The 23,584-nt window shown below is 63.2% G+C and carries 22 protein-coding genes and 1 pseudogene; 9 read left to right on the forward strand and 14 right to left on the reverse strand.

The window, feature by feature from the left end; all coding sequences use genetic code 11:
- The 9 genes and pseudogenes from RGD00_RS20905 to RGD00_RS20945 form a co-directional block, all read right to left on the reverse strand.
- A pseudogene (locus RGD00_RS20905) lies at positions 1-836 on the reverse strand (AAA family ATPase); the annotation flags it as partial.
- Complete coding sequence (locus tag RGD00_RS20910; protein WP_310459182.1) at positions 833-1,600, reverse strand: PD-(D/E)XK nuclease family protein; 768 nt, start codon at positions 1,598-1,600, stop codon at positions 833-835. The pseudogene RGD00_RS20905 and the gene RGD00_RS20910, both read right to left, overlap by 4 nt.
- The gene (locus tag RGD00_RS20915; protein ID WP_143794672.1) at positions 1,600-1,800 is read right to left on the reverse strand and encodes a DUF6511 domain-containing protein; all 201 of its coding nucleotides are present in this window, start codon (positions 1,798-1,800) and stop codon (positions 1,600-1,602) included. The genes RGD00_RS20910 and RGD00_RS20915 overlap by 1 nt, the downstream gene beginning before the upstream one ends.
- A gap of 221 nt (positions 1,801-2,021) precedes the next feature.
- Positions 2,022-3,686, reverse strand: coding sequence for a DEAD/DEAH box helicase (locus RGD00_RS20920; protein WP_310459183.1), 1,665 nt, complete (start codon positions 3,684-3,686; stop codon positions 2,022-2,024).
- A 14-nt stretch (positions 3,687-3,700) separates the two neighbouring features.
- Entirely contained in the window at positions 3,701-4,330 is a 630-nt protein-coding gene (locus RGD00_RS20925) for a hypothetical protein (protein ID WP_310459184.1), read from the reverse strand.
- Positions 4,331-4,349: 19 nt separating this feature from the next.
- Positions 4,350-5,222: an ATP-binding protein gene (locus RGD00_RS20930; protein ID WP_310459185.1), complete on the reverse strand. Its 873-nt coding sequence runs from the start codon at positions 5,220-5,222 to the stop codon at positions 4,350-4,352.
- Positions 5,219-5,752, reverse strand: a complete 534-nt coding sequence (locus RGD00_RS20935) for a hypothetical protein (protein ID WP_310459186.1) — start codon at positions 5,750-5,752, stop codon at positions 5,219-5,221. The genes RGD00_RS20930 and RGD00_RS20935 overlap by 4 nt, the downstream gene beginning before the upstream one ends.
- On the reverse strand, positions 5,752-6,105 hold the full coding sequence (locus tag RGD00_RS20940) for a hypothetical protein (protein WP_310459187.1): 354 nt from the start codon (positions 6,103-6,105) through the stop codon (positions 5,752-5,754). The genes RGD00_RS20935 and RGD00_RS20940 overlap by 1 nt, the downstream gene beginning before the upstream one ends.
- A 22-nt stretch (positions 6,106-6,127) precedes the next feature.
- On the reverse strand, positions 6,128-6,721 hold the full coding sequence (locus RGD00_RS20945) for a hypothetical protein (RefSeq protein WP_310459188.1): 594 nt from the start codon (positions 6,719-6,721) through the stop codon (positions 6,128-6,130).
- Positions 6,722-6,981: 260 nt separating this feature from the next.
- Between RGD00_RS20945 and RGD00_RS20950 the strand changes: the two genes are divergently transcribed.
- Entirely contained in the window at positions 6,982-8,307 is a 1,326-nt protein-coding gene (locus RGD00_RS20950) for a hypothetical protein (RefSeq protein WP_310459189.1), read from the forward strand.
- Positions 8,308-8,414: 107 nt separating this feature from the next.
- Here the strand turns inward: RGD00_RS20950 and RGD00_RS20955 are convergent, their stop codons facing one another.
- Positions 8,415-9,365 carry a hypothetical protein gene (locus RGD00_RS20955; protein ID WP_310459190.1) on the reverse strand — a complete coding sequence of 317 codons (951 nt, stop codon included), beginning with the start codon at positions 9,363-9,365 and terminating at the stop codon, positions 8,415-8,417.
- Entirely contained in the window at positions 9,325-10,566 is a 1,242-nt protein-coding gene (locus RGD00_RS20960) for a hypothetical protein (protein WP_310459191.1), read from the reverse strand. The genes RGD00_RS20955 and RGD00_RS20960 overlap by 41 nt, the downstream gene beginning before the upstream one ends.
- A 337-nt stretch (positions 10,567-10,903) precedes the next feature.
- Between RGD00_RS20960 and RGD00_RS20965 the strand changes: the two genes are divergently transcribed.
- From RGD00_RS20965 to RGD00_RS20985, 5 genes are all read left to right on the forward strand, one after another.
- Positions 10,904-11,359, forward strand: coding sequence for a DUF2924 domain-containing protein (locus RGD00_RS20965; RefSeq protein WP_310459192.1), 456 nt, complete (start codon positions 10,904-10,906; stop codon positions 11,357-11,359).
- On the forward strand, positions 11,356-12,681 hold the full coding sequence (locus RGD00_RS20970; protein ID WP_310459193.1) for a recombinase family protein: 1,326 nt from the start codon (positions 11,356-11,358) through the stop codon (positions 12,679-12,681). The genes RGD00_RS20965 and RGD00_RS20970 overlap by 4 nt, the downstream gene beginning before the upstream one ends.
- Positions 12,678-13,070 carry a hypothetical protein gene (locus RGD00_RS20975; RefSeq protein ID WP_310459194.1) on the forward strand — a complete coding sequence of 131 codons (393 nt, stop codon included), beginning with the start codon at positions 12,678-12,680 and terminating at the stop codon, positions 13,068-13,070. Before RGD00_RS20970 ends, RGD00_RS20975 begins: the two co-directional genes overlap by 4 nt.
- Positions 13,071-13,143: 73 nt before the next feature.
- A complete protein-coding gene (locus RGD00_RS20980) occupies positions 13,144-16,392 on the forward strand; it encodes a site-specific DNA-methyltransferase (protein ID WP_310459195.1) in 3,249 nt (1,082 codons plus the stop codon).
- 4 nt (positions 16,393-16,396) lie between these two features.
- Complete coding sequence (locus tag RGD00_RS20985; RefSeq protein WP_310459196.1) at positions 16,397-19,189, forward strand: BPTD_3080 family restriction endonuclease; 2,793 nt, start codon at positions 16,397-16,399, stop codon at positions 19,187-19,189.
- A gap of 46 nt (positions 19,190-19,235) precedes the next feature.
- On the opposite strand, the gene RGD00_RS20990 is transcribed toward RGD00_RS20985, so the two are convergent.
- Both RGD00_RS20990 and RGD00_RS20995 read right to left on the reverse strand, forming a co-directional pair.
- Positions 19,236-19,622, reverse strand: coding sequence for a hypothetical protein (locus RGD00_RS20990; RefSeq protein ID WP_310459197.1), 387 nt, complete (start codon positions 19,620-19,622; stop codon positions 19,236-19,238).
- A complete protein-coding gene (locus tag RGD00_RS20995) occupies positions 19,619-19,885 on the reverse strand; it encodes a DUF6429 family protein (RefSeq protein WP_310459198.1) in 267 nt (88 codons plus the stop codon). Before RGD00_RS20995 ends, RGD00_RS20990 begins: the two co-directional genes overlap by 4 nt.
- A gap of 1,067 nt (positions 19,886-20,952) precedes the next feature.
- On the opposite strand from RGD00_RS20995, the gene RGD00_RS21000 reads away from it, so the two are divergent.
- Entirely contained in the window at positions 20,953-21,282 is a 330-nt protein-coding gene (locus RGD00_RS21000) for a hypothetical protein (RefSeq protein ID WP_310459199.1), read from the forward strand.
- A 293-nt stretch (positions 21,283-21,575) separates the two neighbouring features.
- On the opposite strand, the gene RGD00_RS21005 is transcribed toward RGD00_RS21000, so the two are convergent.
- Positions 21,576-22,619 carry an IS5 family transposase gene (locus RGD00_RS21005; protein ID WP_310459200.1) on the reverse strand — a complete coding sequence of 348 codons (1,044 nt, stop codon included), beginning with the start codon at positions 22,617-22,619 and terminating at the stop codon, positions 21,576-21,578.
- 76 nt (positions 22,620-22,695) lie between these two features.
- On the opposite strand from RGD00_RS21005, the gene RGD00_RS21010 reads away from it, so the two are divergent.
- Both RGD00_RS21010 and RGD00_RS21015 read left to right on the forward strand, forming a co-directional pair.
- Entirely contained in the window at positions 22,696-23,190 is a 495-nt protein-coding gene (locus tag RGD00_RS21010; RefSeq protein WP_310459201.1) for a transposase, read from the forward strand.
- Positions 23,187-23,546 carry a helix-turn-helix domain-containing protein gene (locus tag RGD00_RS21015; RefSeq protein ID WP_310459202.1) on the forward strand — a complete coding sequence of 120 codons (360 nt, stop codon included), beginning with the start codon at positions 23,187-23,189 and terminating at the stop codon, positions 23,544-23,546. The genes RGD00_RS21010 and RGD00_RS21015 overlap by 4 nt, the downstream gene beginning before the upstream one ends.
- The last annotated feature ends 38 nt before the right edge of the window (positions 23,547-23,584 follow it).

The following is a 23,584-nucleotide window of genomic DNA, read 5'->3' on the forward strand; positions in this document are numbered from 1 at the left end:
ACGCCTTCGAACCGCGTCCAGGCGTCCTGGCCGCCCTCGCGGACCGGTGTGGTAAGGGCTGCGTCCACGCAGGGTTTCTCGCGCGGCTCGGCCGTCGCCATGCCGACACCGGGCATGGGCGGCATCTCGCCCGCGCGCTCGAGCATGTCGGCCAGATCGAACTCGAGATCGCTGGCTTCACGGATCAGGACGAGCCGTTCCTGTCCGCCCTTGTGATAGACCGTGCCGGGCACGCGGATCGGCTGGTGCGCCGAGCGGAAATGCATGTCGCCGCCGACCTTGAGCGCGATATCGCCCCGCAACTGGCAGAGCTGGTCGAGATCTCCGCCTTCGGCAGGCTCGGTCAGCTTCCACCAGACATGGAGCTTGGTCGCGCCATCGGCTGTGCGTCCGCCGCTCTCGACGATCAGCGTTGGTCGCCCGAGGTGGTGGACGAGGTGATCGAGCTTGGCAGCGATGTCGCCCGCGTCCAGATCGACCACGACGCTCTGCATCTGCAGGACATCGGCGGCACGCGCCTGTCCGGTTTCCGCCACTGTGCCGGGAATGACATAGACCGCCGCTCCCTCGCGCGCGCCCCAGGCGGCGAAGGTGGCGAGCTTGTCGGGCGCCGCACCGTTCGCGTCGATCCAGATGTTGTGAGGCCGGCCGTCCTTGCCCTGACCCTTGTCCACGAAGCCACGGACAGGGATCAGTCCCTCGGAATAGCCGAAGACCACGTCGACGAAGCGCGCGATCTGCGCGGGGTCCGGTTCCACGGCGAAGGGATCGGGCAGCGGTGCCGCGTCATTGAAATCCCGCCACGGGTTGAAGTGGATGATCTTGTCGTCGCTCATGCCGCCAACCCCCAGCACCGTTCGGCATAGGCGCAGAACCGGCATTCGAAGAAGTCGCGGTTGGCGGCGATGCGGGGCAGCAACTCGCCGGCGTCGGTGGCTTGGAGTATCCGCACCGCGCGGTCGGACATGCGCTGCGCCAGATCGGCATCGAAGGCGACCTGCTCGTGATGCAGTTCGGCCGTGTCCTTGTTGATCGCCGTGAACAGTGCCGGGGCCGTGGAAATCCCCCGCACCGAAGGCTCCATGTAGGCCTGGTAGATCGCGATCTGGGCGGCATAGACGGGCTTGGAGACGGCGACCCCGTCCTTGACGCAGGCCCGCCAGTTCCTGGCGTTCATCGTCTTGCATTCCCAGAGCGCCGGGGTGCGGAGACCGAGCGCGGCCGGGGCTCCGGCCACGATCCCGTCGACATGGCCACGAATGCGGCCGCCCGCGACGGAAAAACCGAACTGCTCTCCGTCCGGCCTGTTGCCCTTGCGGGTGTAGAGGTCGAGCCCCGCCGCCCGCAGCCAGCGGATCGCCAGATCCTCGAGTTGATGTCCGATCTCGAAGATCCGCAGGGTCTGGCCGCCGAAATCCGCGCCCTCATCCTTGGGCGCACCCGCGAACTCGAACTGCAGCGCGCGTTCGCAGGCATGTCCCAGACGGGACGCGCCGAGATAGGTCCGTGGCGGCGTGGCCTCCCGCTCGGCGATCAGCGCGGCGTCGACCAGCGCGTTGATCCGCTCGGCCATGGAGGGGCGAGGGTTGAAATCCAGCATCAGAACGGCACCTCGCTCCCGGCGGCGATGCGCGACATCTCGGCGCCGTAACCTTCCAGCACCTCCTCAATCAGGGCGGTGACATCGGTTTCGGTGAGATCGCGCAGCCGCTTGTCCCAGCCGATCAGGTCCATCGTCTGGCCCAGCCGCTTCATCACCATTGCAATGGCGAGGCGTTCTTCATCGGTCGTTCCCTGCATGGTCAGTCCTTTCCGGTGGCGAGCCGCGAAGAACGCCTGGCAGTGCATCGAGCAGAACCAGCGGTGTTCGCGAGGGCGGGGTTTGTAGGGGTTGAAGAAGCCGAAGCCGCGCGCGGGGCGCAGACAGACGGCGCAAGGCTTGAGGCGCGGGTGCCAGAGCCGAATACGCTCCGGGCAATCCGCAGTCGCTGCGGGCGGGGATGGGACTTGCGCGACATGATTCACGCCGCCCTTCGCTCGGGCTCGGCCGCCGTGACGAGGCGCCGGATGTCGCGCTTGTTGAACTGGAACGAGATCAGCGCGGAGGCGCGATAGCGCGTCAGGCCGTAATCGCGCCGGAACTCGGGCGGCAGGCAGTTCAGCTGCTTTTCCGTCGCGTCCTGCTTCAGCCAGCCCTTCGACTTGAAGGCGCTCTCGTCGGTCTCATGGGTGTTAAGCCAGTCGTCGGCCTGCGCGAGACAGACGATGCGCTCGCCCACGCTCAGGAGCCGCGTCGCCTTGCCCTTGGCGCCCCCGACCGCGTGCCAGCGGCCCTCGAGGAAGAACACGCCGCCCCAAGCGTGAAAGCCGTTGGCCATCAGCGCGGCGTCGTCGCCGAACAGGTCCACCCACGCGAAACTCGATCGCTCGAGAAGGTCGAGCTCGGTCATGAAGAAACTGTCGATGGGCTCCGCGCCTTCGCGCGGCAGCTCGCACCCGCATATCGGGCATTCGGTGACCGCGATCGGGATCTCGGCCTTGCATTCGGGGCAGAGTTTCGTCGGGGCTTCCCCCGGCGTCGGAATGCGCCCATCGAGATCGACATCCTGCTCCAGCGTGCCGTGCGTGAGGCTCGACGTCCCGAAATCCAGAACGACGCAGTCGGTCTTGACGATGCCGGGGTGTTCCTCGGGATCGACGGTGCGCAGGCCGCGCCCGACCATCTGGATCATGGTGGACTTGTAGGAGCTGGGGCGCAGCAGCACGACGCAGGAGGTGGGTGGATGGTCCCAGCCTTCGGTCAGCACCGCCACGTTGACGATGACGCGGATGTCGCCCGCCGCGTAGTCGGCGAGGATCGCCTTGCGGGTCTCGGCCGCCAGATCGCCGTGGATCAGTGCGGCGGACACGCCAGCCGCCCTGAACGCCTCGGTGACGTGTTCGGCGTGGGCGACGGTGGAGCAGAACACCACAGTCTGCCGATCGCCCGCCTTCTCCTTCCAGTGGCGGATCACCTCGTCGGTGACGGGCGCGCGATCCATGATGCCCGCCACTTCCGCCATGTCGAAATCCGACATGGTCTTGCGGACCGAGCGCAACTCGTCCTGCACGCCCACATCGATGACGAAGGTGCGCGGCGGCACCAGGTGGCCAGAGGCGATCAACTCGCCCAGCCGCACCTGATCGGCGACATTGTCGAAGACCTCGCGCAGGCCCTTCCTGTCGCCCCGGTTCGGGGTGGCCGTGACCCCGAAGATCCGGGCGTCGGGATTGGCCTCGCGGACGCGGTCAATGATGCGGCGATAGCTGTCGGCGACGGCATGGTGCGCCTCATCCACGACCAGCAGGTCGAGACGCGGCATGTCGGCGAGGTTCGAGGCCCGCGCCAGCGTCGGCACCATGGCGAAGGCGACCTGGCCACCCCAGGATTTCTCCGTGGCGTCGATCACCGAGGTGGCGACGCCCGGCACCACGCGCTGGAACTTGGACCGGTTCTGCGCCGTCAGCTCGTCGCGATGCGCCAGCACGCAGGCCTTGGCGCCATCGCCGATCATCTCGCCGGTGACCGCCGAGAGCATGATGGTCTTGCCCGCACCGGTGGGCGCTACGCCCAACGTGTTGCCGCGGGAAGCGAGCGCAGCCACGCTGCGCTCGACGAAGGTCTTCTGGCGGGGGCGCAGGCGCATGGCCGTTCTCCCCCTTACTGCGCCCAGCTCGGCCGACCGGCGAACCCGGGAGCGGACGCGGGCTGGCTGGGCTGATGTGACGGTGCCGCAGAGGTGGTCTGCTGCGGGGCATGTCCGGCTGCACCCTGTCCGCCGAACTGCAGCGCAGCCGTCCCCATGACCTGAGCGTAATCGTGATGATCGGGCGTGACCGCGCTGCGGATCTCGTTCTTGTCGTCGCCGCTGGCGTCGGTGCCGATGTCGATGCGGGCGATGAACTCGATCCCGTCGAGATCGGCGAAGCCGTTGATGCGCCGCGCCGCCTGCGCCTCGGCCGACATGTCCTTGTCGGAAATCCCGCGGGCCGAGTTCAGCATTCCGCGCACGAGGCTGCGGCCCATGTTGGCCCAGTCCGGCCCCTTGGGGCTGTAAAGCCCGATCAGGGTGAAGATCTTGCGCCGGGCATACTGACCCTCGGTCACCGTGAACTCGCCGTTGAGATAGACAGCCCCGGTCGAGCCGCGCGTCGCATAGCCGCCGGTCCAGCCCTGCGAGGCATCGTCGAAACCGCCGGGGCGGATGGTCAGGCGCACCTTGGCCAGCGTGCCCTTCGGGATCAGGTTGGTGTTGCTTTGCGCGTCGTTGAAATCGTTCCAGGAACCCATGGGGAACCTCCTTTTCTGATCAGGATTGCGGTTGGGATGGGGCGTCAGCCGCCGGGTCGGCGGGTGGCGGGGTGTAGGTCAGGCGCTTGGGCGCTGGCGCGACGGGGGCGCGGATCTTTGTCATCAGGCGGCCGAGGTGAGGCTCCTCGACCTGATCCAGCCGGCCGGAGCGGTCCTTGGCCGGAAAGCCCCAGGGGTTGATCGTCTGGCAGACGAAGGCGCGATAGGGATCGCCATCGGCCTTCAGCTCCGCCATGGTGATCACCTCGTCGACGATCCCCGGCAGCTCCAACCCGGTCTTCGAGCCGTCGATTTGCGGCTGGAACACCTTGCGATTGAAGTCGTCGAGCTTCTCGTCGAGGATCCCGACGAACCAGACGTTCTTGGCCCGTGTGTGCTGGAGATGGGTGAGCCAGCCGATCATCTCGCGGCCGTGCAGCCCGTAGGCCCCGCGCACATCCGGCCTGCCGGTCTTCTCCGACAGCGCCTCGGGCCGGCCCTTGCACCAGCCGAAGCACAGCCGCCCGGCGACGGTGATCGAGTCCACGAAGATCGTGTCGTAGCGGTCGAGCACGGCCGGATCGCCGAAGCGGTCGCAGACTGCCTTGTAATGCGCCGGGCTGTAGGGCTGCTCGTCGCGCAGCGCCGGGTTCGGCCCGCCGATGAACACCGCGAAATCCCGGCATTCCGTCCAGGTTCGCGGCCGGATGCTGTCCCCCGCCCAGCCCTCGATGGCGAGATCGCCCGCCTCGAGGTCCATGAACAGGGTGGTCGACGCGTTCAGCGTCCAGAGGAGCGAGGTCTTCCCGATGCCGGATTTGCCGAAGATGCAGCCCTTGATACCCCGCGGCTCGGCCAGCCGCTGGTCGGCGCTGATGATCGGGAGGCTCATTGATCGGCCCCCTGCGGGACGATCTCGATCTTCAGCGTGCCGGGCCGGACGGTGCGCGCGGGCTCGAAACCGGCACGGATCGCATCGGGCCAGGCGGCGTATTTGCGCTCGGGCACCTTGAACGCAATGTCGACATACTGGCCGGGATCGTCCCCGGCGGCGCGGATGCGCTCGACCATGGCGGCGAGGCGATCCTGATCCCAATCAACCCGTTTCGGCAGATCGGCGACCACGGTGAAATCACCATCGTCGAAGCGGATCGTGCCGGTGTCCTTGCCCGCGGCCTGCCGTTCCTCGGCGGCGCGAGTGCCGTAGCGGACCATCAGCGCGCCATCGAGGCGGGCCTTCGCGGCCTTGTCGCGCTTGATGCGCTCGTCGACGTCGTGCTGCAGGATGGCCAGCAGTTCGACGGGCAGCTGGGCGATGTCCTGCAAGCCGAGGCCCGGCAGGTCGTCGACGGTGGGGGTGTTCGCGGGGAACGGCATGTAAGGGTCTCCATGATCGGCAAAAAGGGATTGGAAGGCGGTCATCACGCGGCCTCTTGCTCGGCGAGCAGGAGCGCGGACAGCGACACGGCTGCGGCCTTCGGCTTGGGGCGGGCGACGGCGATGTAGGCGAACTGATCGGGGCCCGTGCGCTCCTGCACCAGGTGCACGAGACCCTGTTCGGCGGCCCAGAAGGCGCGCGACCCGAGCCGGGCCAGTTCAGCGCGCTGCTGATCCGGCAACCGGGCGAACATCGGGACGATGTCGAGGACCAGAAAGCCGCGATGGTATTCCAGCCGGTCGCCCGGCACGGCCTGCGCCACCCAGGCGCAGAACTCGATCTCGGTGAGCGGTCGGCGGGCGCGGACCGTGATGAAGGGGGTGGTGCCCATGAACATGATCTCCTCCTTTCGCCTCTACTCAGGCCGCCGCGAGATCGTCCCAGGCGGGACCGAGACCGTGGGCAGTGAGGACGTGACGGAGATCGGCGAGGCGGCGGTAGAGCGCGGACCGGCTGCCGAAACCCTCGGCCGCCAGCGCGGTCACGGGGCGATGCGCCAGCGCCGCGCAGAACCGGCGATCCTCGGCCGGGAGCCGCGCGAGGGCGGCCTGCAGGGCGTGGTGAAGTTCGGTTACAGCGGCGACGCAACAGGTCTGGCCGTGCCAGGCGGCAAGCCCGTCGTCCTCGGCCAGCGTGTCGCCGGCCGGCTCGCGGGCTCCGGCCAGCGGAACCTCGAGCGAGAGCAGCGACCCACCCTGCGCGCGACGCTGGCGGTGGTGGCGCATCGCGATCCGCGAGGACTGGTTGCGCAGCACGATGTTGGCGAAAGCGCCGATGGTGCCACGCGAGGGATCGTAGGCGGGCAAGCGGCGCAGCAGATCGACCAGGAGATCCTGGCCCAGATCCTCGCGCTCGCAGAGCGGCAGGCACAGCTTGCGCCGCAGCCGTTGCGCCGCCGCATCGGCTTCGCGGATGATGGTTTCAATGTCGTCGGGGGAAAGTTCGATCTGCATCGCTGTGCGCCTCGGTCATCGTTTCTGATGAGCCCAAGGTGCCGGATGCGGTCGGCGCGCAGGTGGGAACGGGGTGGGAATAAGGTGGGGGTTTGGTGGGCCTGACAAATTTCTGTCGAAGGCTACGCCGTAGGAAGGCCTTGTCCGTTCAAAATCACGGCGGCTTCGTTCGCCTCTTGCCCATGATGGCAATGCGGAGAAAGACCAGCTTCACGACCGCGCAAAGGTGGCGGTCAAAGTTGCAGTCCTTGCATGGAGAGATGTTTTGGCTCTACCAGTACGCGTTACGCCCCCTGATCGTTCCCAACCCCGAAAAAACACAGATCTACATCATGAGCGCTGATCTAAAGAACACAATCCTCGAGAAGGTATTTTCCAATTACTTGGAGTCAGGTGACTTCAATGGGCTGGGCGTGTTCTCGATGACAAGCTCTGCTGATATTGCAGCAATAAGGGAGCTGATCGCCGAGGGCGGTCTGGATTTGGTGCGCGGCGACGCACATCCGAATCCGCATATTAAGGCTTTCCCTGCGGACTCAGTCCAGATCCAACTCGAAAAGATCGATGCACTCGGACTTGAGGGTTGCCTATACCCCACCCCGCAGCTGCTGAAGGAGCGGAACGCGGGAGCCAACGAAACCGCCCCATATACGCGGGCTCTGAAAGAAGGCGCGCCTCAACTCAGCTACCGCGCCTTCGATCTCCGCGCTCTTGAATGGTATCGCAATGACCCGCGGTTTGACTTTGACGTCGATGATATTCACGGCCGCATTCTGCAGAAAAAGGGGACTCAAGTAGCGGAACGTGCAGTAGTACTTGATGGTCTGGAATTCTTTGAGTTTGGCTTTGCCTATGATGATGAAATGCATCGAGCATTGGCTGCCTTCATCCGTTACTTGCATGACCTGCCAGAAGCACAGCAGATCGAGATGCAAAAACATGAGTTAACGGGTTCGTATAAGTTGCATCCAGACTTTTACCGCACTCAGATCATCGGAGACTTCCCCGAACGGATGTCCATTTATGATGCCTTCCTGCAGGAGAAGGTTGAGATAAATCGGATGTGTGAGCTTATGGGCAAGCCCAAGCTGTTCCGTACCGAGTATCGCGATTTAAAGCGCCCGCGTGGGTTTGGCATCTTGATAAGGCCAACCAAGAAAGAATTCCGAGATTTTGCCCTGCTACTTGATCAGCTTTTGAGCGATGACTTGAACCGAGAGTTTTTCAGGGGGGATTTGGAGCTGAATCGCAACCTGACCGACGAGGATGGAAACAGAGTCACGCAGCCGAAAGGCACGATCCAACTCCTCGAGGAATGGATTGGAGCGAAGTTCAGACCAGCTGAGCCAGCCGAAATGTCGCAACTCTTTGGTAATTTCCGAGCGGTACGCAAAGTTCGCCAGAAGCCGGCACACATTGTAGAGGATAACGAGTTCGACCAAAAATATGTCGCCGAGCAGCGCGAGTTGATCAGTCAAGCTTTTGATGCGGTCCGTACCTTGCGAATGGTGCTGGAGAACCATCCCGCAACGCGCGAACATGAAGTGCCTGGCTATTTGCGAGAGGCAAAGGTGTGGACAATGTAGCAGCAGCGGCTTCTGCATTCCTTGCGCTCGCGTTTGGCGGATGCAACTTCTGCTACTCAGCATAGGCGACTTTGTCCGTCCAGCAGGGTACAACCGTGGGCGCCGGTTCAGCCGTCAACCACGATATCCGCAGCGACGACGCCAAGCCGGTAGCCCCGGTTGCGCACTGTCATGATCAGTGCCTTGCTCTCGGTGTCGGTGAACCCAGCAGCCTTGAACGCGTCGCGCAGCTCGCGGATCAGATCCTTGGCCTCGCGCGCAGTCGTGGCTTCGACATGGGATCCGGAGGCGACCTGGTCGCGCGACTGCGCCTTCTCGAGCAGGCGCTCGAACACGGGGAAAATCTGACGCGACAGAATGACGGAGCGACCGTCCCATTGAACCTCGGCCGTTGCCCTTCGCACACGAAGCACGGGCGTCAGCGGAATTGGCGCCAGAGACGCGACATCGATTGCGACGCCGAGGCCATCCGAGGCAGGCATCAGCACCCCGAGCGTTTCGATCACGTGGAAGCCCGCATCATGATGTCGCCGCGCCGCTTCCGCTGGCAACTGCGGTGCGAGGATCGTGATGTCCGAGCCCTGCGCAGCCTGGCGCAACGATGCGATGATGCCGTCGCCGGTCAGGGCTGCCGGCTCCAACACAAGAAACACCGCCCGACCCGATGGCGTGTCGCCCAGCCGCCAGACCTTTTCCGCGGCGAGCTTCGGGGTCGCGCTGAACCCTGCCGCCGCGCCGATTACGGATGCCAATGCCGCAGCACCGATGCGGAATTCGCGCAAATCGTCCTCGGTGAGATCGACGTCGTGTCGGCGGTCGAGCGGACATTCAGCACGATATCCATCGCCCGCTCTCCGGATCGGACGACAGGGGAGTCCGCATTCGCAGGCGTCGCAGACATCCCAATCGGAGAGCGGTGCCTGTTCGACGAGGACACGTTTCGCCATCAGCCGGTCAAAGCCCGGACCGAAGAACGGCGCGGCAAGCTCGCCGGGCAGGATTGCGTCGTCGCCAGCCTCACTCAGCCGCGTCAACAACCTCAAAATCGTCTCGGTCATTCATCAGCCCGTTCCGTTCGATCAGTTTCATCACCCGCGCCTCATGCTGGGTGCGGCGGAACTGCACGACACCCGGTGGCCGCAACTTGACCGTGACCTGCGGCTGGCGCTTGCCGTCGCCCTTGAACAGGATCCGGAACACGAGCTCGCCCAGCCGCCAGGCGCCGCCGAACGACACCGGTGTGCTGCCGAAATGCTGGAGCGCATCACCGCCGAGGTCCCGCGAGCGCAGCGTGCGCACCACCCGGGGATACCCCTTCTTGCCGGGCGCCATCAGGTCGGCCGCCGCCTCGATGATCAGCACCTTGTCGATCAGTGGATCGTAGGCGGCATCGAAGGCGAAGCCCGGTCCGGCCAGTTCGACCGGGCGCAGGGTATAGAGGTCCTGCGCATCGTCGCCGTCGAAGAAGCCGGACCTGTCGAGAATGATCGAGGCGAAGAGTTCCGCGATCTCGGGCTGATGCGCCTTCCGGATGCGGGCCAGCCGCAACATGCCGGTGTTCTCGGAGTATCGCAGCACGGCGTGAGAAATCTGGCGCACGCTGATGACCCGTTCGACCTGGCCCTCGACGACCGGCATGGTCGAGACCATGGAGCCGTGGCTGACCACGAGGTTGATCTCGTCATCGTCGTCGTAGTCGCCGACCCGGCAGTAGTCCCCGAGAAACGCGTCACGGAAGCGCGCGGCAACGGCCGTCCGGAACGCCTCGACCTTCTCCGCCGTCAGATCGATCGCGACGCCACGTTCCCGCCCGGCATATTCATGCAGGCGGTCGGCGGTGAGCATCGCCATGTGGTCGGCGGCCGCGTCAAACAGATCGGGATGCTCCAGAAACACCCGGACGGCGATGTGCTTGGGATCATGCGCCTTGTTCGGCGCGTCCTCGTCGCCGGTCTTCATGTCGGGGAACAGATCGACGCCCTGACGGGCAGCCTGCGCCTGGATGATCTCGAGGCCGCGGGCATCGCCCAGTTCCGCGATGCGGTGCAGATCGCCGCGCAGCCCCTCGGGGTAGCTGTCCTCGGCGCCGGTCAGCAGTTTCTCCAGCGCCTCGCGCGCGACATCCTCCTCCTGGTCCAGCAGGTCGACGGAGAAGCCCTTGTACTTGCCCTCGTGCCGCGCCAGCAGCGGCTTCATCAGAGCGAGATCGATGGTCTTGATGAACCGGGGGTTCACGAACTTCTTCAAATTGCCGGCCACGACGAATCCCCTTTCCTGCAAAACCAATGTTCTTGCTACGTTCTTTCTGGCGATTCTTCAACCTCCGCGGGATCGGCTGGGACAGTTTCCGACATCGACGAGTAGAGGCCAGAGGAGACGACCACTCCGAGGCCCGCATGAAACGTCCCAATCCGCTCCCGCCCGACCAGATGACGCCCGCAGTGCGCCGTGACGAGCTGTGCGGTCTGCTGGCGCTTGGGCTGGTTCGATTGCGCATGCGGGATGGGGGCGAAGTAACTGACGATGCTGGAGAACGTTGCCTACACTATCCGCCCGACCAATGCCGTCATGCAACTCCAACTCACCGGAGAAATGCATGAACAAGCCCGATCCCATCCCCGCGCGCCTGGCCGCGCTCAAGACCACGCCGACGCCCGACCTGAAGAAACAGTGGCGCGACCTGTTCGACAGTGAGCCGCCGCCGTTCAACCGCCGCTACCTCGAGTCCCGCCTGGCATACCGCATCCAAGAACTCGCCTATGGCGGGCTGAAGCCCGAAACGATACGGCGTCTGGAACGGCTGGGCGAGGAACTGGACGGCGGCGACCGATCCAAGCGCAGTGTCCGCCTCGACCGTGACCGCCCGATCACTGGCACGCGCCTCCTGCGCGAGTGGCAGGGTGTCGAATACATCGTCACCGTCAACGCCGACGGCTTCGAGTGGCAGGGGCGGCCCTACAAGTCGCTCTCCGCGATTGCGCGCGCCATCACCGGCACGCGGTGGAACGGCTGGGTGTTCTTCGGACTCAGGAACCACCGGGGGCGGACATGACGAAACCGCCCGAAAAATTGAAGGTCGTCCGCAAGCTGCGGTGTGCCGTCTACACCCGCAAATCCTCCGAGGAAGGGCTGGAGCAGGAGTTCAACTCGCTCCACGCGCAGCGCGAGGCCTGCGAGGCCTACATCGCCAGCCAGCGATCCGAGGGCTGGGTGCTGGTCCGCGATCAGTATGACGACGGCGGCATTTCGGGCGGGACGCTGGAACGGCCCGGCCTGAAGCGGCTGCTGGAGGACGTCGAGGACGGGCTGGTCGACGTGGTGGTCGTCTACAAGATCGACCGCCTCAGCCGGTCGCTGGCGGATTTCGCCAAGCTGGTCGAGGTGTTCGACCGGAACGGCGTGACCTTCGTTTCCGTGACCCAGTCGTTCAACACGACCACGTCCATGGGGCGGCTGACGTTGAACATTCTGCTGTCCTTCGCCCAGTTCGAGCGCGAGGTGACGGCCGAGCGCATCCGAGACAAGGTCGCGGCGAGTCGCAAGAAGGGCATGTGGATGGGCGGGGTGCCGCCCTACGGCTATCGCGTCGACAACCGGAAGCTGGTGGTCGACGAGGAGTACGCCCCGCATGTCCGCTGGATCTTCTCCCACTTCCTCGAGATCGGGTCCTGCACCGAACTGGCGCGGGAGGTCGGCACGCGCGGCATCCGCACGCCGCGCGGCAACCGGATCGACAAGAAATACATCTACCGGATGCTCAGCAACCGCGCCTACATCGGCGAGGCGGTCCACAAGGGCGACAGTTACCCCGGCGAGCACGACGCCATCATCGACCGCAAAATGTGGGACCGCGTCCACGCCATCCTGCAGGAGAGCCCGCGCAAGCGTGCCGCGCGCACCCGCGCTGAAACGCCCGCACTGCTGAAGGGGCTGCTGTTCGGCCCGGATGGCGCGGCCTTCTCGCCGACGCATACGCGCAAGGGCGGGCGGTTGTACCGCTACTATGTCAGCCAGACAGTGCTGAAGCATGGCGCTGGATCCTGCCCCATCGGCCGCGTGCCAGCGGGGGAGATCGAGGCCGCGGTCATTGACCAGCTGCGCGCCGTGTTCCGCCAGCCCGAGATCGTGGCCGGGACGTGGAAGGCGGCGAGCGACCACGCCGACGGCATCACCGAAGCCGACGCCCGCGCCGCGCTGCAGCAGATCGACCCGCTGTGGGACGAACTCTTCCCCGCCGAGCAGGCGCGTATCGTGGCGCTGCTGGTCGAGCGCGTCGAAATCGGCACCCGCGGGCTCAACGTCCGGCTCCGGATGGACGGCCTCGGAGGGCTCGCGCGCGAGATGCTGTCTGGCCGTATCGGAGAAGCGGCATGACCCGCGCTACCGCGATCCCCGAGACGATGACAATCCACGTGCCATTCCGCGTCGTGAAGCGCGGCGGGCGGAAGGAGATGCACCTCCCCGATGGGGCCGCAACCCAGCGCCGCCCCGACAATGCCCTCGTCAAGGCGCTGGCCCGCGCCTTCCGCTGGAAGCGCATGCTGGAGTCGGGAGAGTTCGCGTCGATCTCCGAACTGGCCGCGAGGGAAGGCATTGCCTTCACCTACATGGCGCGGCTGATGCGGTTGTCGCTCCTTTCCCCGGAACTCGTCGATGCCGTGATGGACGGCCGCCAGCCCGCGCATATTACGCTCGCCAATTTGATGGACCCGTTCCCGGCCGACTGGAAAGAGCAGCACGCGCTCTGGTCCGACGTTAACTGATTCCCGCGTGCAAAATGGCAACCGGCGCGATAGGTAATTTAAAACAAGACCTTTTCGTGAGTTTCTGCGCCGCATGTCCGACATTTCCGACCTGATCCTGACACTGTCACCCGAAGACGGTTCCACCATCGGCAACGGGGCCATGCTGGCGCTGCTGCGCGAGCACATGCCCGAACTGGCAGAGGACGACTACATCGCCGCGCGCGATGCGCTGATCGACGAGGGCGTGCTTGGGCGTGGCAAGGGGCGTGGCGGGTCGATCTTTCGTGTCACCGACGATCTGGGCGATGAGGATGAAGACCTGGACGAGGATGAGGGCGACGAGGACGATGGGTTCGAACTGACCCACACCGAAGAGGCCGCGCCGCGAAAGCTGCGGGCCAAGGCCGGGAAGAAGGCGGCGCGCAGGCCGGACGGGGCGGTGCAGGTGCTGTCCTACCGCCACGGCGAGACGCGGGTGAACAACCCCGAGGTGGGCATGGTCCATGCCGGCACCGATCCGGATGGGGACAAGACGGTCTGGGCCTATGACCCGCACCTAGACCCGGTGCTGAATTTCGACTCTGCGCGGGCGGGGATCGAACGGCTGATCGACGAGGCGCTGGCCAGCGGTGATCTCGAACAGATGCGCGACGCGCTTCAGGAACTGAAGCGGCTGCAGGCGCCTTATCTCAACTGGACGGGCAAGGCGGAGAGGACGAGCGTCGAGGTCGATACCGTCTCGCTCCATGTCCATGAACGGGTGGACCCGGCGACGATCCTCGCCAATGCGGCAAAGCGGCTGAAGGGCAAGGATTCGGCGACGCAATGGCGGCAGCCGGACCTGTTCGCGGCGCCGTTCGAGAACCTGCCTCTGCGCCAGGCGCTGGATTTCTACCACCACGAAAAGGGCTGGTCGAACCGGCTGGTGGCGGGCGACAGCCTGCTGGTGATGAACTCGCTCCTGACCAAGGAGAGCATGGGCGGCAAGGTTCAGATGATATACATCGACCCGCCCTATGGCATCAAATACGGGTCGAACTTCCAGCCCTTCACCAACAAGCGCGACGTGAAGGACCGGTCAGACGCCGACCTGACCCAGGAACCCGAAATGATCAAGGCGTTCCGGGACACCTGGGAACTTGGCATCCATTCCTACCTTACCTATCTGCGCGACCGGTTGATGCTGGCGCGGGAATTGCTGACCGAGAGCGGGTCGGTTTTCGTGCAGATTTCGGACGAGAATTTGCACCATGTTCGGGAATTGATGGACGAGATTTTCGGCGTCGAAAATTTCTGTTCAATCATTCAGGTGCAGAAGACCGGAAGCCAAGCCGGGAACTTGCTGGCGACCACCGTAGATTTTCTCGTCTGGTATGCCCAAGACAAGAACGCCGTAAAATATCGGCAGATCTACCTTGAGCGGGTTCCCGGCCATGTCTCGTCTGATCGCTACGACCAGATCGAACTTCCCACGAGCAAAGAAAGGCGGCTGACGAGAGCGGAACTCAACCGAGAATCGGATATTCCAGAGGGCCGAATTTTTCGGCATACGAGCCTTATCAGTTCTGGTCAATCCAGTTACGAACAAGAATTGCAGTTTTTTGGCAAGAAATTTGACTCGGGTGCGGGCAGCCACTGGAAGACCACAATGGATGGCATGGTCCGGCTGCAAAAAGCTGGTCGCGTGTCTGACGGGGCGAGCACGATCAGATACAAGCGCTTTCTCGACGATTTCCCGGTTCTACCAATTTCGGATAGGTGGGAGTCGTTGCAGATCGGCACAGGGCTGCTTTACGTCGTCCAAACCAGTGCGGCCGTCATCGAACGCTGCCTACTGATGACCACCGATCCCGGCGATCTTGTGCTCGATCCGACCTGCGGCTCCGGCACCACCGCTTTCGTTGCCGAGAAATGGGGGCGGCGCTGGATCACCTGTGACACCTCCCGCGTGGCGATCACGCTGGCCAAGCAGCGGCTGATGACCGCCAGTTTCGACTACTATGCCCTGCGCTATCCGCATGAGGGGCTGGGCGGCGGCTTCGACTATGAAACCGTGCCGCACATCACGCTGAAATCCATCGCCAACAACCCCGACATCGACACGATTTACGAGGAAGATCACCCGAAGATCGCGGCGGCACTGGCCGACCTCAACGCCGCGCTGGCAAAGGCCCCGCCGAAGCCGCTCAAACCTGCTCAGGGAGCGCGCAAGGGCAAGCCGGTGGACTTCGCCAAGGGCGACACCCTGCACGAATGGGAGGTGCCCTTCGACTGGCCGCTCGACAAGGACGACCGCCCGCTCTGGCCCGATGCCGCCCGCGCGCCCTTCGACGCCTTCCACACCGCCCGTCAGGCGATGCAGCGCCGCATGGATCAGTCCATCGCCGACCATGCCGAGCAGGAGACGCTCTACGACAAGCCGCGCATCGACCGATCCAAGCTGCGCATCTGCGGGCCCTTCTCGGTCGAGGCGGTGCCGGCGCCCACCGTCCTGTCGCTCGACGACAGCATCCCGCCGCAAGAGGCCGACGAGACCGTCGCCCGCTCCGGCGAGACCTCCCGCCAGGCGCTGTGGCGCGACGAACTCCTTAAGACCGGCGTGCGCGGCAAGGGCGGCGCCATGCTCCGCTTCGCCGAATTCGAGACGCTACCGGGGCTGAAACACATCCACGCCAGCGGCTCGCTGGCCGAGACGGGCGAGCGCGTCGTCGTCAGCTTCGGCCCCGAGCACGCGGCGCTGGAGCAACGGCAGGTGGAACTGGCGCTGACCGAGGCTGAGACCCTGCGCCCATCGCCGAAATTCATCCTGTTCTGCGCCTTCACCTTCGACCCGGAGGCCGCGAAGGACATCGACGAGGTGAACTGGCCCGGCGTCACGCTGCTCAAGGCGCAGATGAACACCGACCTTCTGACCGAGGATCTGAAGAAGGGCCGCAGTTCCAACCAGTCGTTCTGGCTGATGGGCCAGCCCGATGTGGACCTGCGGAAGCGCAAGGACGGGCTATGGGAGGTTCAGGTCAACGGTTTCGACTATTTCGATCCGCGCAAGGGCGATCTGGTGTCTGGCGGCACCAAGCAGATCGCCATGTGGTCGCTGGACGTGGATTACGACAACCGATCCCTGATGCCGCATCAGGTGTTCTTCCCGATGGCGGATGCCAAGGGCGGCTGGAACCGCCTGCGCAAGACCGTCCGGGCGGAACTGGACGAGGACCTGCTGGAGCAGTTCCACGGAACCGTCTCGTTGCCCTTCGAGGCGGGAGAGAACCGGCGCATTGCGGTCAAGATCGTGGACGACCGCGGGATCGAGTCGCTCAAGATCATGTCGCTGGAGGGATAAGCCCATGTCCCTCATCATCAATTCGCCGTTCGTCTGCCCGGCGCAGCATTGGGTCGAGGCCAGGGGCGGCAAGCTGGAGATCAAGTCTGAACGGCGGCCGGCGAGCTACGAGGTCTTTGACGCGCGTAACAATACCAAGCGCACCGAGGTGCTGGATCTGGTGAACACGATCCGCACCCGCGTGGATCAGTGGCGCGCAGACAGCTGGCCAGGCGTGACCATCGTCACCCGCAAGCTGCTGGAGCACTGGCACGACCGCGAGGCGCGACAGCATCCGTTCTACTTCTGTCAGCTCGAGGCGATCGAGACGCTGATTTGGTGGGTCGAAGGCGCCGAGGCCTACAAGCAGGGCATCGCGATCCCCGGCGATGGCGGAGTGTGGGAGCGTCTTTGCAACAAGATGGCGACGGGCGCGGGCAAGACCACGGTGATGGCGATGATCATCACCTGGCAGGTGCTGAACGCGCTGACCTATCCGAAGCGGAACAAGGACTTCAGCCGCGCGGTTTTCATCGTGGCGCCCGGCCTGACCGTGAAGGAACGGCTGCAGGTGCTGTTGCCCAGCGAGGGCAGCTACTACGACGAGTTCAACCTTTGCCCGTCCGAGGCGCTCCGCCAGAAGCTGAACCAGGCGGAGGTGCTGATCGAGAACTGGCACACGCTGATGCCGCTGAAGGAAGCGGACCGCTCGGTAGTGAAGAAAGGGCGCGAGTCCGACGAGGCCTTCACGCGACGCGTGCTGGGCAAACTGGCGGCGCACAAGGACATCATCGTCATCAACGACGAGGCGCATCACGCCTATCGCAAGCCGCCGGAGGTGAAGATCAGCAAGAAGCATGCCGAAGAGCATGGCATCGACCTCGACGAGGCGACGCGCTGGATCGAGGGGCTGGACCGCATCCACAAGACCCGGCGCATCCAGCGCTGCTTCGACCTCTCGGCCACGCCGTTCGCGCCGACCGGCAAGAAAAGCACTGATACCGCGCTGTTTGACTGGATCATCTCGGACTTCGGCCTGAACGACGCGATCGAGGCCGGGCTGGTCAAGACACCGCGCGTCGTTGTGCGCGACGATGCGGTTCCGGATGCCAAGACGCTGCGTTCGAAGCTCTACCACATTTACCGCGACCCGACCGTTTCCGAAGACCTGAATCGCAAGGCTGAAGCGCATGAAGCGCTGCCAAAGCTGGTCCAGGACGCCTATACGCTGCTCGGCGCCGACTGGAGGGAAACCCGGGCGCAATGGCAGGAGGCCGGGCATCATTCCCCGCCGGTCATGCTGACAGTCTGCAACCGCACCGAAACCGCAGCGCGCATCGAGACCTATTTCAACAAGGGCGATGCGCATTGGCCCGAATTGCACGCACCGACCCGAACGCTCCGGGTCGATTCCAGGGTGCTGGAGAAAGCTGAGATCGGCGAGACCGCGACCTCCGACAAGGATTACGAGGCGCGGCTAAAGGCAATCATCGACGCCGCGACCATCCCCGAGACCCGCCGCCAGCAGTTCCGCGCCCTGAAGAAGGAAGAACTGCTGCGCGAGATCGTGGACAATGTCGGGAAGCGGGGAGCGGCCGGACAAGACCTGCAGAACGTCATATCGGTCGCGATGCTGTCTGAGGGATGGGACGCCAAGAACGTCACACACATCATGGGTCTCCGCGCCTTCACATCCCAGCTACTCTGCGAACAGGTCGTCGGGCGAGGATTGCGTCGGGTGTCCTACGACACGGACGAGAATGGCCTGTTCCTGCCCGAATACGTCAACGTCTTCGGTGTGCCGCTTTCCATTTCGGAAACAGGCGAAGGCGGCGAAGCGCCACCGCCTCCGAAGCCGACCACGCAGATCGAAGTTCTGCCCGAGCGGGCTCATCTGGAGCTTCGCTGGCCGAATGTGCTGCGGGTTGAAACGGTCGTGCGTCCGCAGCTGACCATGGACAGGGGCAAGGTAGCGCCGCTCGTGCTCGACCCTGCCAGCACGCCAATCAGCGCGGAATTGGCTCCTGCGCTCGGCGGCGCAACCGACATGGGCAAGGTGACAGCGATTGACCTCGAGAAGCTGCCAGACGGCTTCCGTCTGCAACGTCTCGTCTTTCAGGCAGCACGGAAGGCCTTTGCCGAACTCAGCCACGGTTTTTCGGGTAGCCACGAGTATCTGGCGGCTCAGCTGGTCAGGATCGTCGAGGCGTTCCTCAACTCCGACCGCCTCGACATCCCGTCGCTGTTCCACTCCGACCCGCTTCGGCGGCGGATTCTGATCGCACTCAACATCGACCTTGTAGTTCAGCATGTGCTGAGCAACGTGACCGAGCAGAACACGGAGCGCCTGACGCCGGTGTTCGACGAGGAAAACCCGATCGGCGCCACCGGCCAGATGCGGACCTGGTACACCACCAAGCCGTGCTTTCCGACCGCCAAGTCGCATATCAGCCACCTGGTCGGGGATTCGTCCTGGGAGGGACATGCAGCGAACATCTTCGAGAAGCGCGAAGACGTCATCGCCTATGCCAAGAACGATCACCTCGGGTTCCAGATCTACTACATGTGGGCCGGTTCACGGCGCCGATATGTTCCGGACTTCCTCGTGCGCCTTGCCAGCGGCACCATTCTGGCGCTTGAGATCAAGGGCACCGACAGCCCCCAGAACAAGGCCAAGCGGGACGCGTTGAACGAGTGGGTGAAGGCGGTCAACGCGGCGGGCGGCTTCGGCCACTGGGCATGGGATGTCGCGTTCAAGCCCGCGGAAATGCAGGACATTGTCACGAAGCACTCGGCCGTTGTGGAACCCGTTTCATAGTGGGATCCTGCGACCATCCGTCGAAGCCCGACCTGACCGCGAATGGCTATCTCGGCAGTTTGGCTTCCCCGCCGATGATGGTCGCAAGGAAGGCCTCATCCAGCTTCGGTTCGTCCCATCGTTCGGCGACGGCAAGCCAACGGTCGAGGTGGTCTCGGAACCCCGCGTCGTCAGCCTTGAGGTGAAAGGTGTAGAGCCGGTCGACGATCTGTCGCATCAGGCTTCGCATCTGGTCGTCGTCGAGATGGGACGCGTCAGACCATGGAATCTGGTGGCCGTCGGCGTCGGTGATGAACACGTCCGAATAGTCGCCCGTGTGGGTGACCGGGACAGTCCCCGCGTGCAATTCCTCGATCCCCGTGTTGCGCACACAGATCATCGCCATCAGTTTCGCCAGCCGGGCGGCGATGCGCTCCTCGTCGGCCGGTTTCATGGCTCGGACCTCTTTGGATCGTTCGACTGCGGCTTCACGAACAACTCTACGAGAGCCGCTTCGGCTCGGGCCAGTCCGGCTTCGGTGAGGGCCAGCGATTTCGCCTTGCCGATGGGATCGTGGATCAGCCCTTTGGCATGCAGCCGGTCGGTGATCGACCAGTCGATCCCTTTCCAGACCCGATTGCCGTCATGCAGCGTCAGGCTGAGGATCGCCAGCGCCGCATCGTCGAGCTTATCGGTGTCAAGGTCCGGTTCCGCCATTTATAGCCTCCCTCACCGACAGGATGCCGTCGTCGCAGGAAATTCTCAATGGCGGAAGGGATTTGCGAGGCTGGATTGGGAAAGAACGGATTGGATTTCTGTTCCTTTCGACAAACGCCACTGGCATCGAAGTGTTCAGGTGGCGCGAGGAACTGTCCCTATTTTTTCAACTGGTTACGGGCTCTACACCGAATGTGCGCAGTCGAGAGGTTCAGAGAATATCGGGGGCAAGAGAACGTGTTCGGCCGCTGTGGTGAGGACGCCAGTGCAAAGCCACACCCGCATAACCCCCGAATACAACGGAAAAATCCGGCCTCGGCCGGATCGGGAGAACGCTTTCGCGGGGGCAAGTGGCGGAGGGGGAGTCGCACGCAGCGAACCCTCTCTACCCCCTATGTCGGCTCATGGCGGTCAATGCGTATTTATGAGTAGAAACAATACGTTGTTCTTGCTCACGGCAACCTTTCAGAATGTACTCAATGCCTGCGAAGGCTACGCGCGCTCATGAATTTCTCAAAACAGGCGGACGGGATGCAAACATTCTCTACTCGGGCATTGCAACATTTTATCAGCGACTTGAAATCGGCAGGAAAGTCACTTAAGTCTTTGTAAATATTTTGTTATTTTGGATTTCAGCACAGCGATTCTCGGCTCGATTAATTTACTCCATGTCGGTTCATGTCGGCTCATGGCGGTTTGGAGGGGATGGGTCTGGCAGCGAACCCTCTCTCGTGCTCGCACCCACGCGAGTGCATACATCAGATAGATCAGGACAAGATATCCAAAGAGACGAAGCACAGCCCAAAGCAAATTAGCTTATTGTTGAACCTTGGATTAAGCAATAATTTATGAAAAAGTTTCGGTGTTTCGGATTTTCTTGGCGGAAAAGCAGCTGCACGCGGCTTCTTGGAACTAAGTCGATGGCACGAAAGCCAAGCAATCGATATATCAACATCAGCAACATTTTACCTAGATCGAGCGCAATAAATCCTGGATCAGATTTCCAAACGGCAGCGAGCTCCACTTTGGACCTCAAATGCCTCCTAGTTGGAGCGCCCTGCGGCGGCTTGGAACAGGCGGCCGCTGGTTTGAACTCCCTAGGAGCTGAACTCCGCTGGCTTCCCGCGAGTTCGGACGTTGTTGATATGTTAGCTTTAGACCTTGAACCAGATGCCGCACTTGCCATATTCGATTTTGACGCGTTCAATGATCCGCTGACGCTTCTCACGGCTCTGATGATGCTAAGACGAATGAGGACAGGTCTCCCGCTCATCCTAGTATCAAAGCACGTATACTCAAAGGAGCTTGCGGGCAACATCGCTTTAGCAGGCTTGTTACACGCTTCGACTGATTGGAGAAGATTGCGGCTTGTCATAGACGAAGCAATTTTACTTTGACTATTGCCTCGCCCCGAGGGGCTCGAAACACATTTTTTTCGTCAGCTCAAGCCATACGGTTATAAGTCCCCCTGTTTTTGTCGCACTTAGTGCAAGAAACTCTCGACAGTATCGTCGTAAGGGCACCTCGATTTTTAACCCATTTCGGGGCCACGCCGCGCGTCCCATGACGTGATCCAAGCTGGAGGCCGCCTACTGTCGGCCCGGTATACCCGTACGTTCGCGGCTCTGTGCCCGTTCCGCTCAGGCTTTCGACCGTTGCAGACTGATCTGCTCGGTGGTTTGCCCGGTGTTTATGCCGGGCACGGGTTGATGCGACGCAACTGCACCAGCCGTCGCATGTTATAGGCGAGGTTTTTCATCCCGATCTTCGCCTTGGCCCGCACCATGCCGATCGTGCGCACCAGCGTGCCGCCCATATCGTTGGTCTGCGCCCCGAAGGCATGTTCAACGCGGACCCGCACCGAGGATTTGGTCCGGTTGCTAGCCTTGGCCTGTTCGCTCAGCGGTTTGCCGCGCTTGCCCTTGCGGTGGATGCGGCTCTTCAAGCCTCGGGCACGCAGCTTGGCCTCCATCTCCTCGGACCGATAAGCTGAATCCGCCCAGACGCCAGCACCGGTGTTACCCTCCATCAGGAGGTGATCCACCGCTTGACTGTCGTGCTGGGCCGCATCGCTGACATGGTAGCGCCGCACCAGCTTGTGCTTGCGATCCACGTTCACGTGGTTCTTGTAGCCGTAATGGCTTTTGCCATGCTTTTTCGTCCAGCGTGCGTCGACGTCCTTCTGGCACCGCTTGGCCGGCTTGTCCTTCCAGTCGTCGGGCTCCTCGCCGCCCTTGATAATCTTGTTTTCTTCGCGGGTGTTGCGGTTCTTCGGCACCGGCACGATGGACGCGTCCAGGATCTGACCGCCCCGTGCTATATAGCCCTGCCGCGACAGATACCCGTCAAACTGTCGAAACAGCTCGTCGACCAGCCCCGCCTGCGCCAATGCTTCGCGGTAGAGCCAGACCGTCTTGGCGTCGGGAACCCGGTCCTCCAGTCCGAGGCCCAGGAACCTCATGAACGACAGCCGGTCACGCACCTGATATTCGATCTGGTCGTCCGACAGGTTGTAAAGCGCACTAAGCACAAGCGTCTTGAACATCAGCACCGCGTCCATCGGCTTACGACCAGCCCGCGACTTCCGTTCCGCCTCGGGCTTGCGCCAGACACGCTCCAGCGTCGACCGGAACTCCTCCCACGGCACAACGGTGTCGATCTCGACCAGTGGGTCCCGCTTGGCATCCAGACTGGCGTAGCGGTCTGACAAATCGAAGAAACCCATCTGCGCCATCGCCCCCTGTGTCAGGGAAGTTGTCCGCCGCTCTACTTTTCCTCTATTTCTCAGGTGGGCGGGATAGGAAGATGATTTGGGATATTCACCGGAACGAAAATCAGCGGTGCTGAAGCGGATGCTGCCGCCGAACAACGTGGCCATACGGCAGTTGTCGCAGGAGGAAGGGATTTCTGAGGCGACATTGCACAAGTGGCGGGCTGAGGCGCGCGGCAAGGGGCAGCTTATGCCTGATGCGGACGCTGGCCCTGAGGGCTGGTCCTCGCGGGACAAGTTCGCAGCGGTGTTGGAAACAGCCGCTCTTAATGAAGCTGATCTGGCCGAATACTGCCGCAAGCGCGGGCTTTATCCAGCGCAGATCGCGGCATGGCGGTCAGCGTGTGAACAGGCGAATGACTGGGATCGCGCCAGCAGCGCGCGTCTGGGTCGAGCGACCAAAGAAGAAAAAAAGCGGGTCAAGGATCTGGAGCGGGAATTGGCCCGCAAAGACCGCGCATTGGCCGAAACCGCAGCGCTCCTTGTTCTGCGAAAAAAGGCGGCAGCGATCTGGGGGGGCGACGAGGACGCATGATCAGCACCCCACATCGCCAAACTGCCGTTGCGCTGATCAATGAGGCCATCACTGCTGGCGCGCGGCGGGCCAAAGCCTGTGCCGAGATGGAAATCAGCGATCGCACACTACGGCGCTGGACAAAAGACGGTCAGATACACGCCGATCAGCGCCCCCTTGTGCCGCGCCCGGAGCCAGCCAACAAGCTGAGTGCCGAAGAACGCGCGGCCGTGCTTGACGTCTGCAATTCAGCGGAGTTTGCCAGCCTTCCTCCGTCACAGATCGTGCCTAAACTGGCCGATCAGGGGCGATATTTGGCCTCGGAATCCAGCTTCTATTGCGTGTTTCACGGGATCGCGGGCACTGATTTCAGCTGATCGCGGGCAGCGATTTCACGGGAAGGCGGGCACCTGTT

Origin of the sequence: Ruixingdingia sedimenti (assembly GCF_031432425.1) — a bacterium.
GTDB classification, from domain to species: Bacteria; Pseudomonadota; Alphaproteobacteria; order Rhodobacterales; family Rhodobacteraceae; genus Ruixingdingia; species Ruixingdingia sedimenti.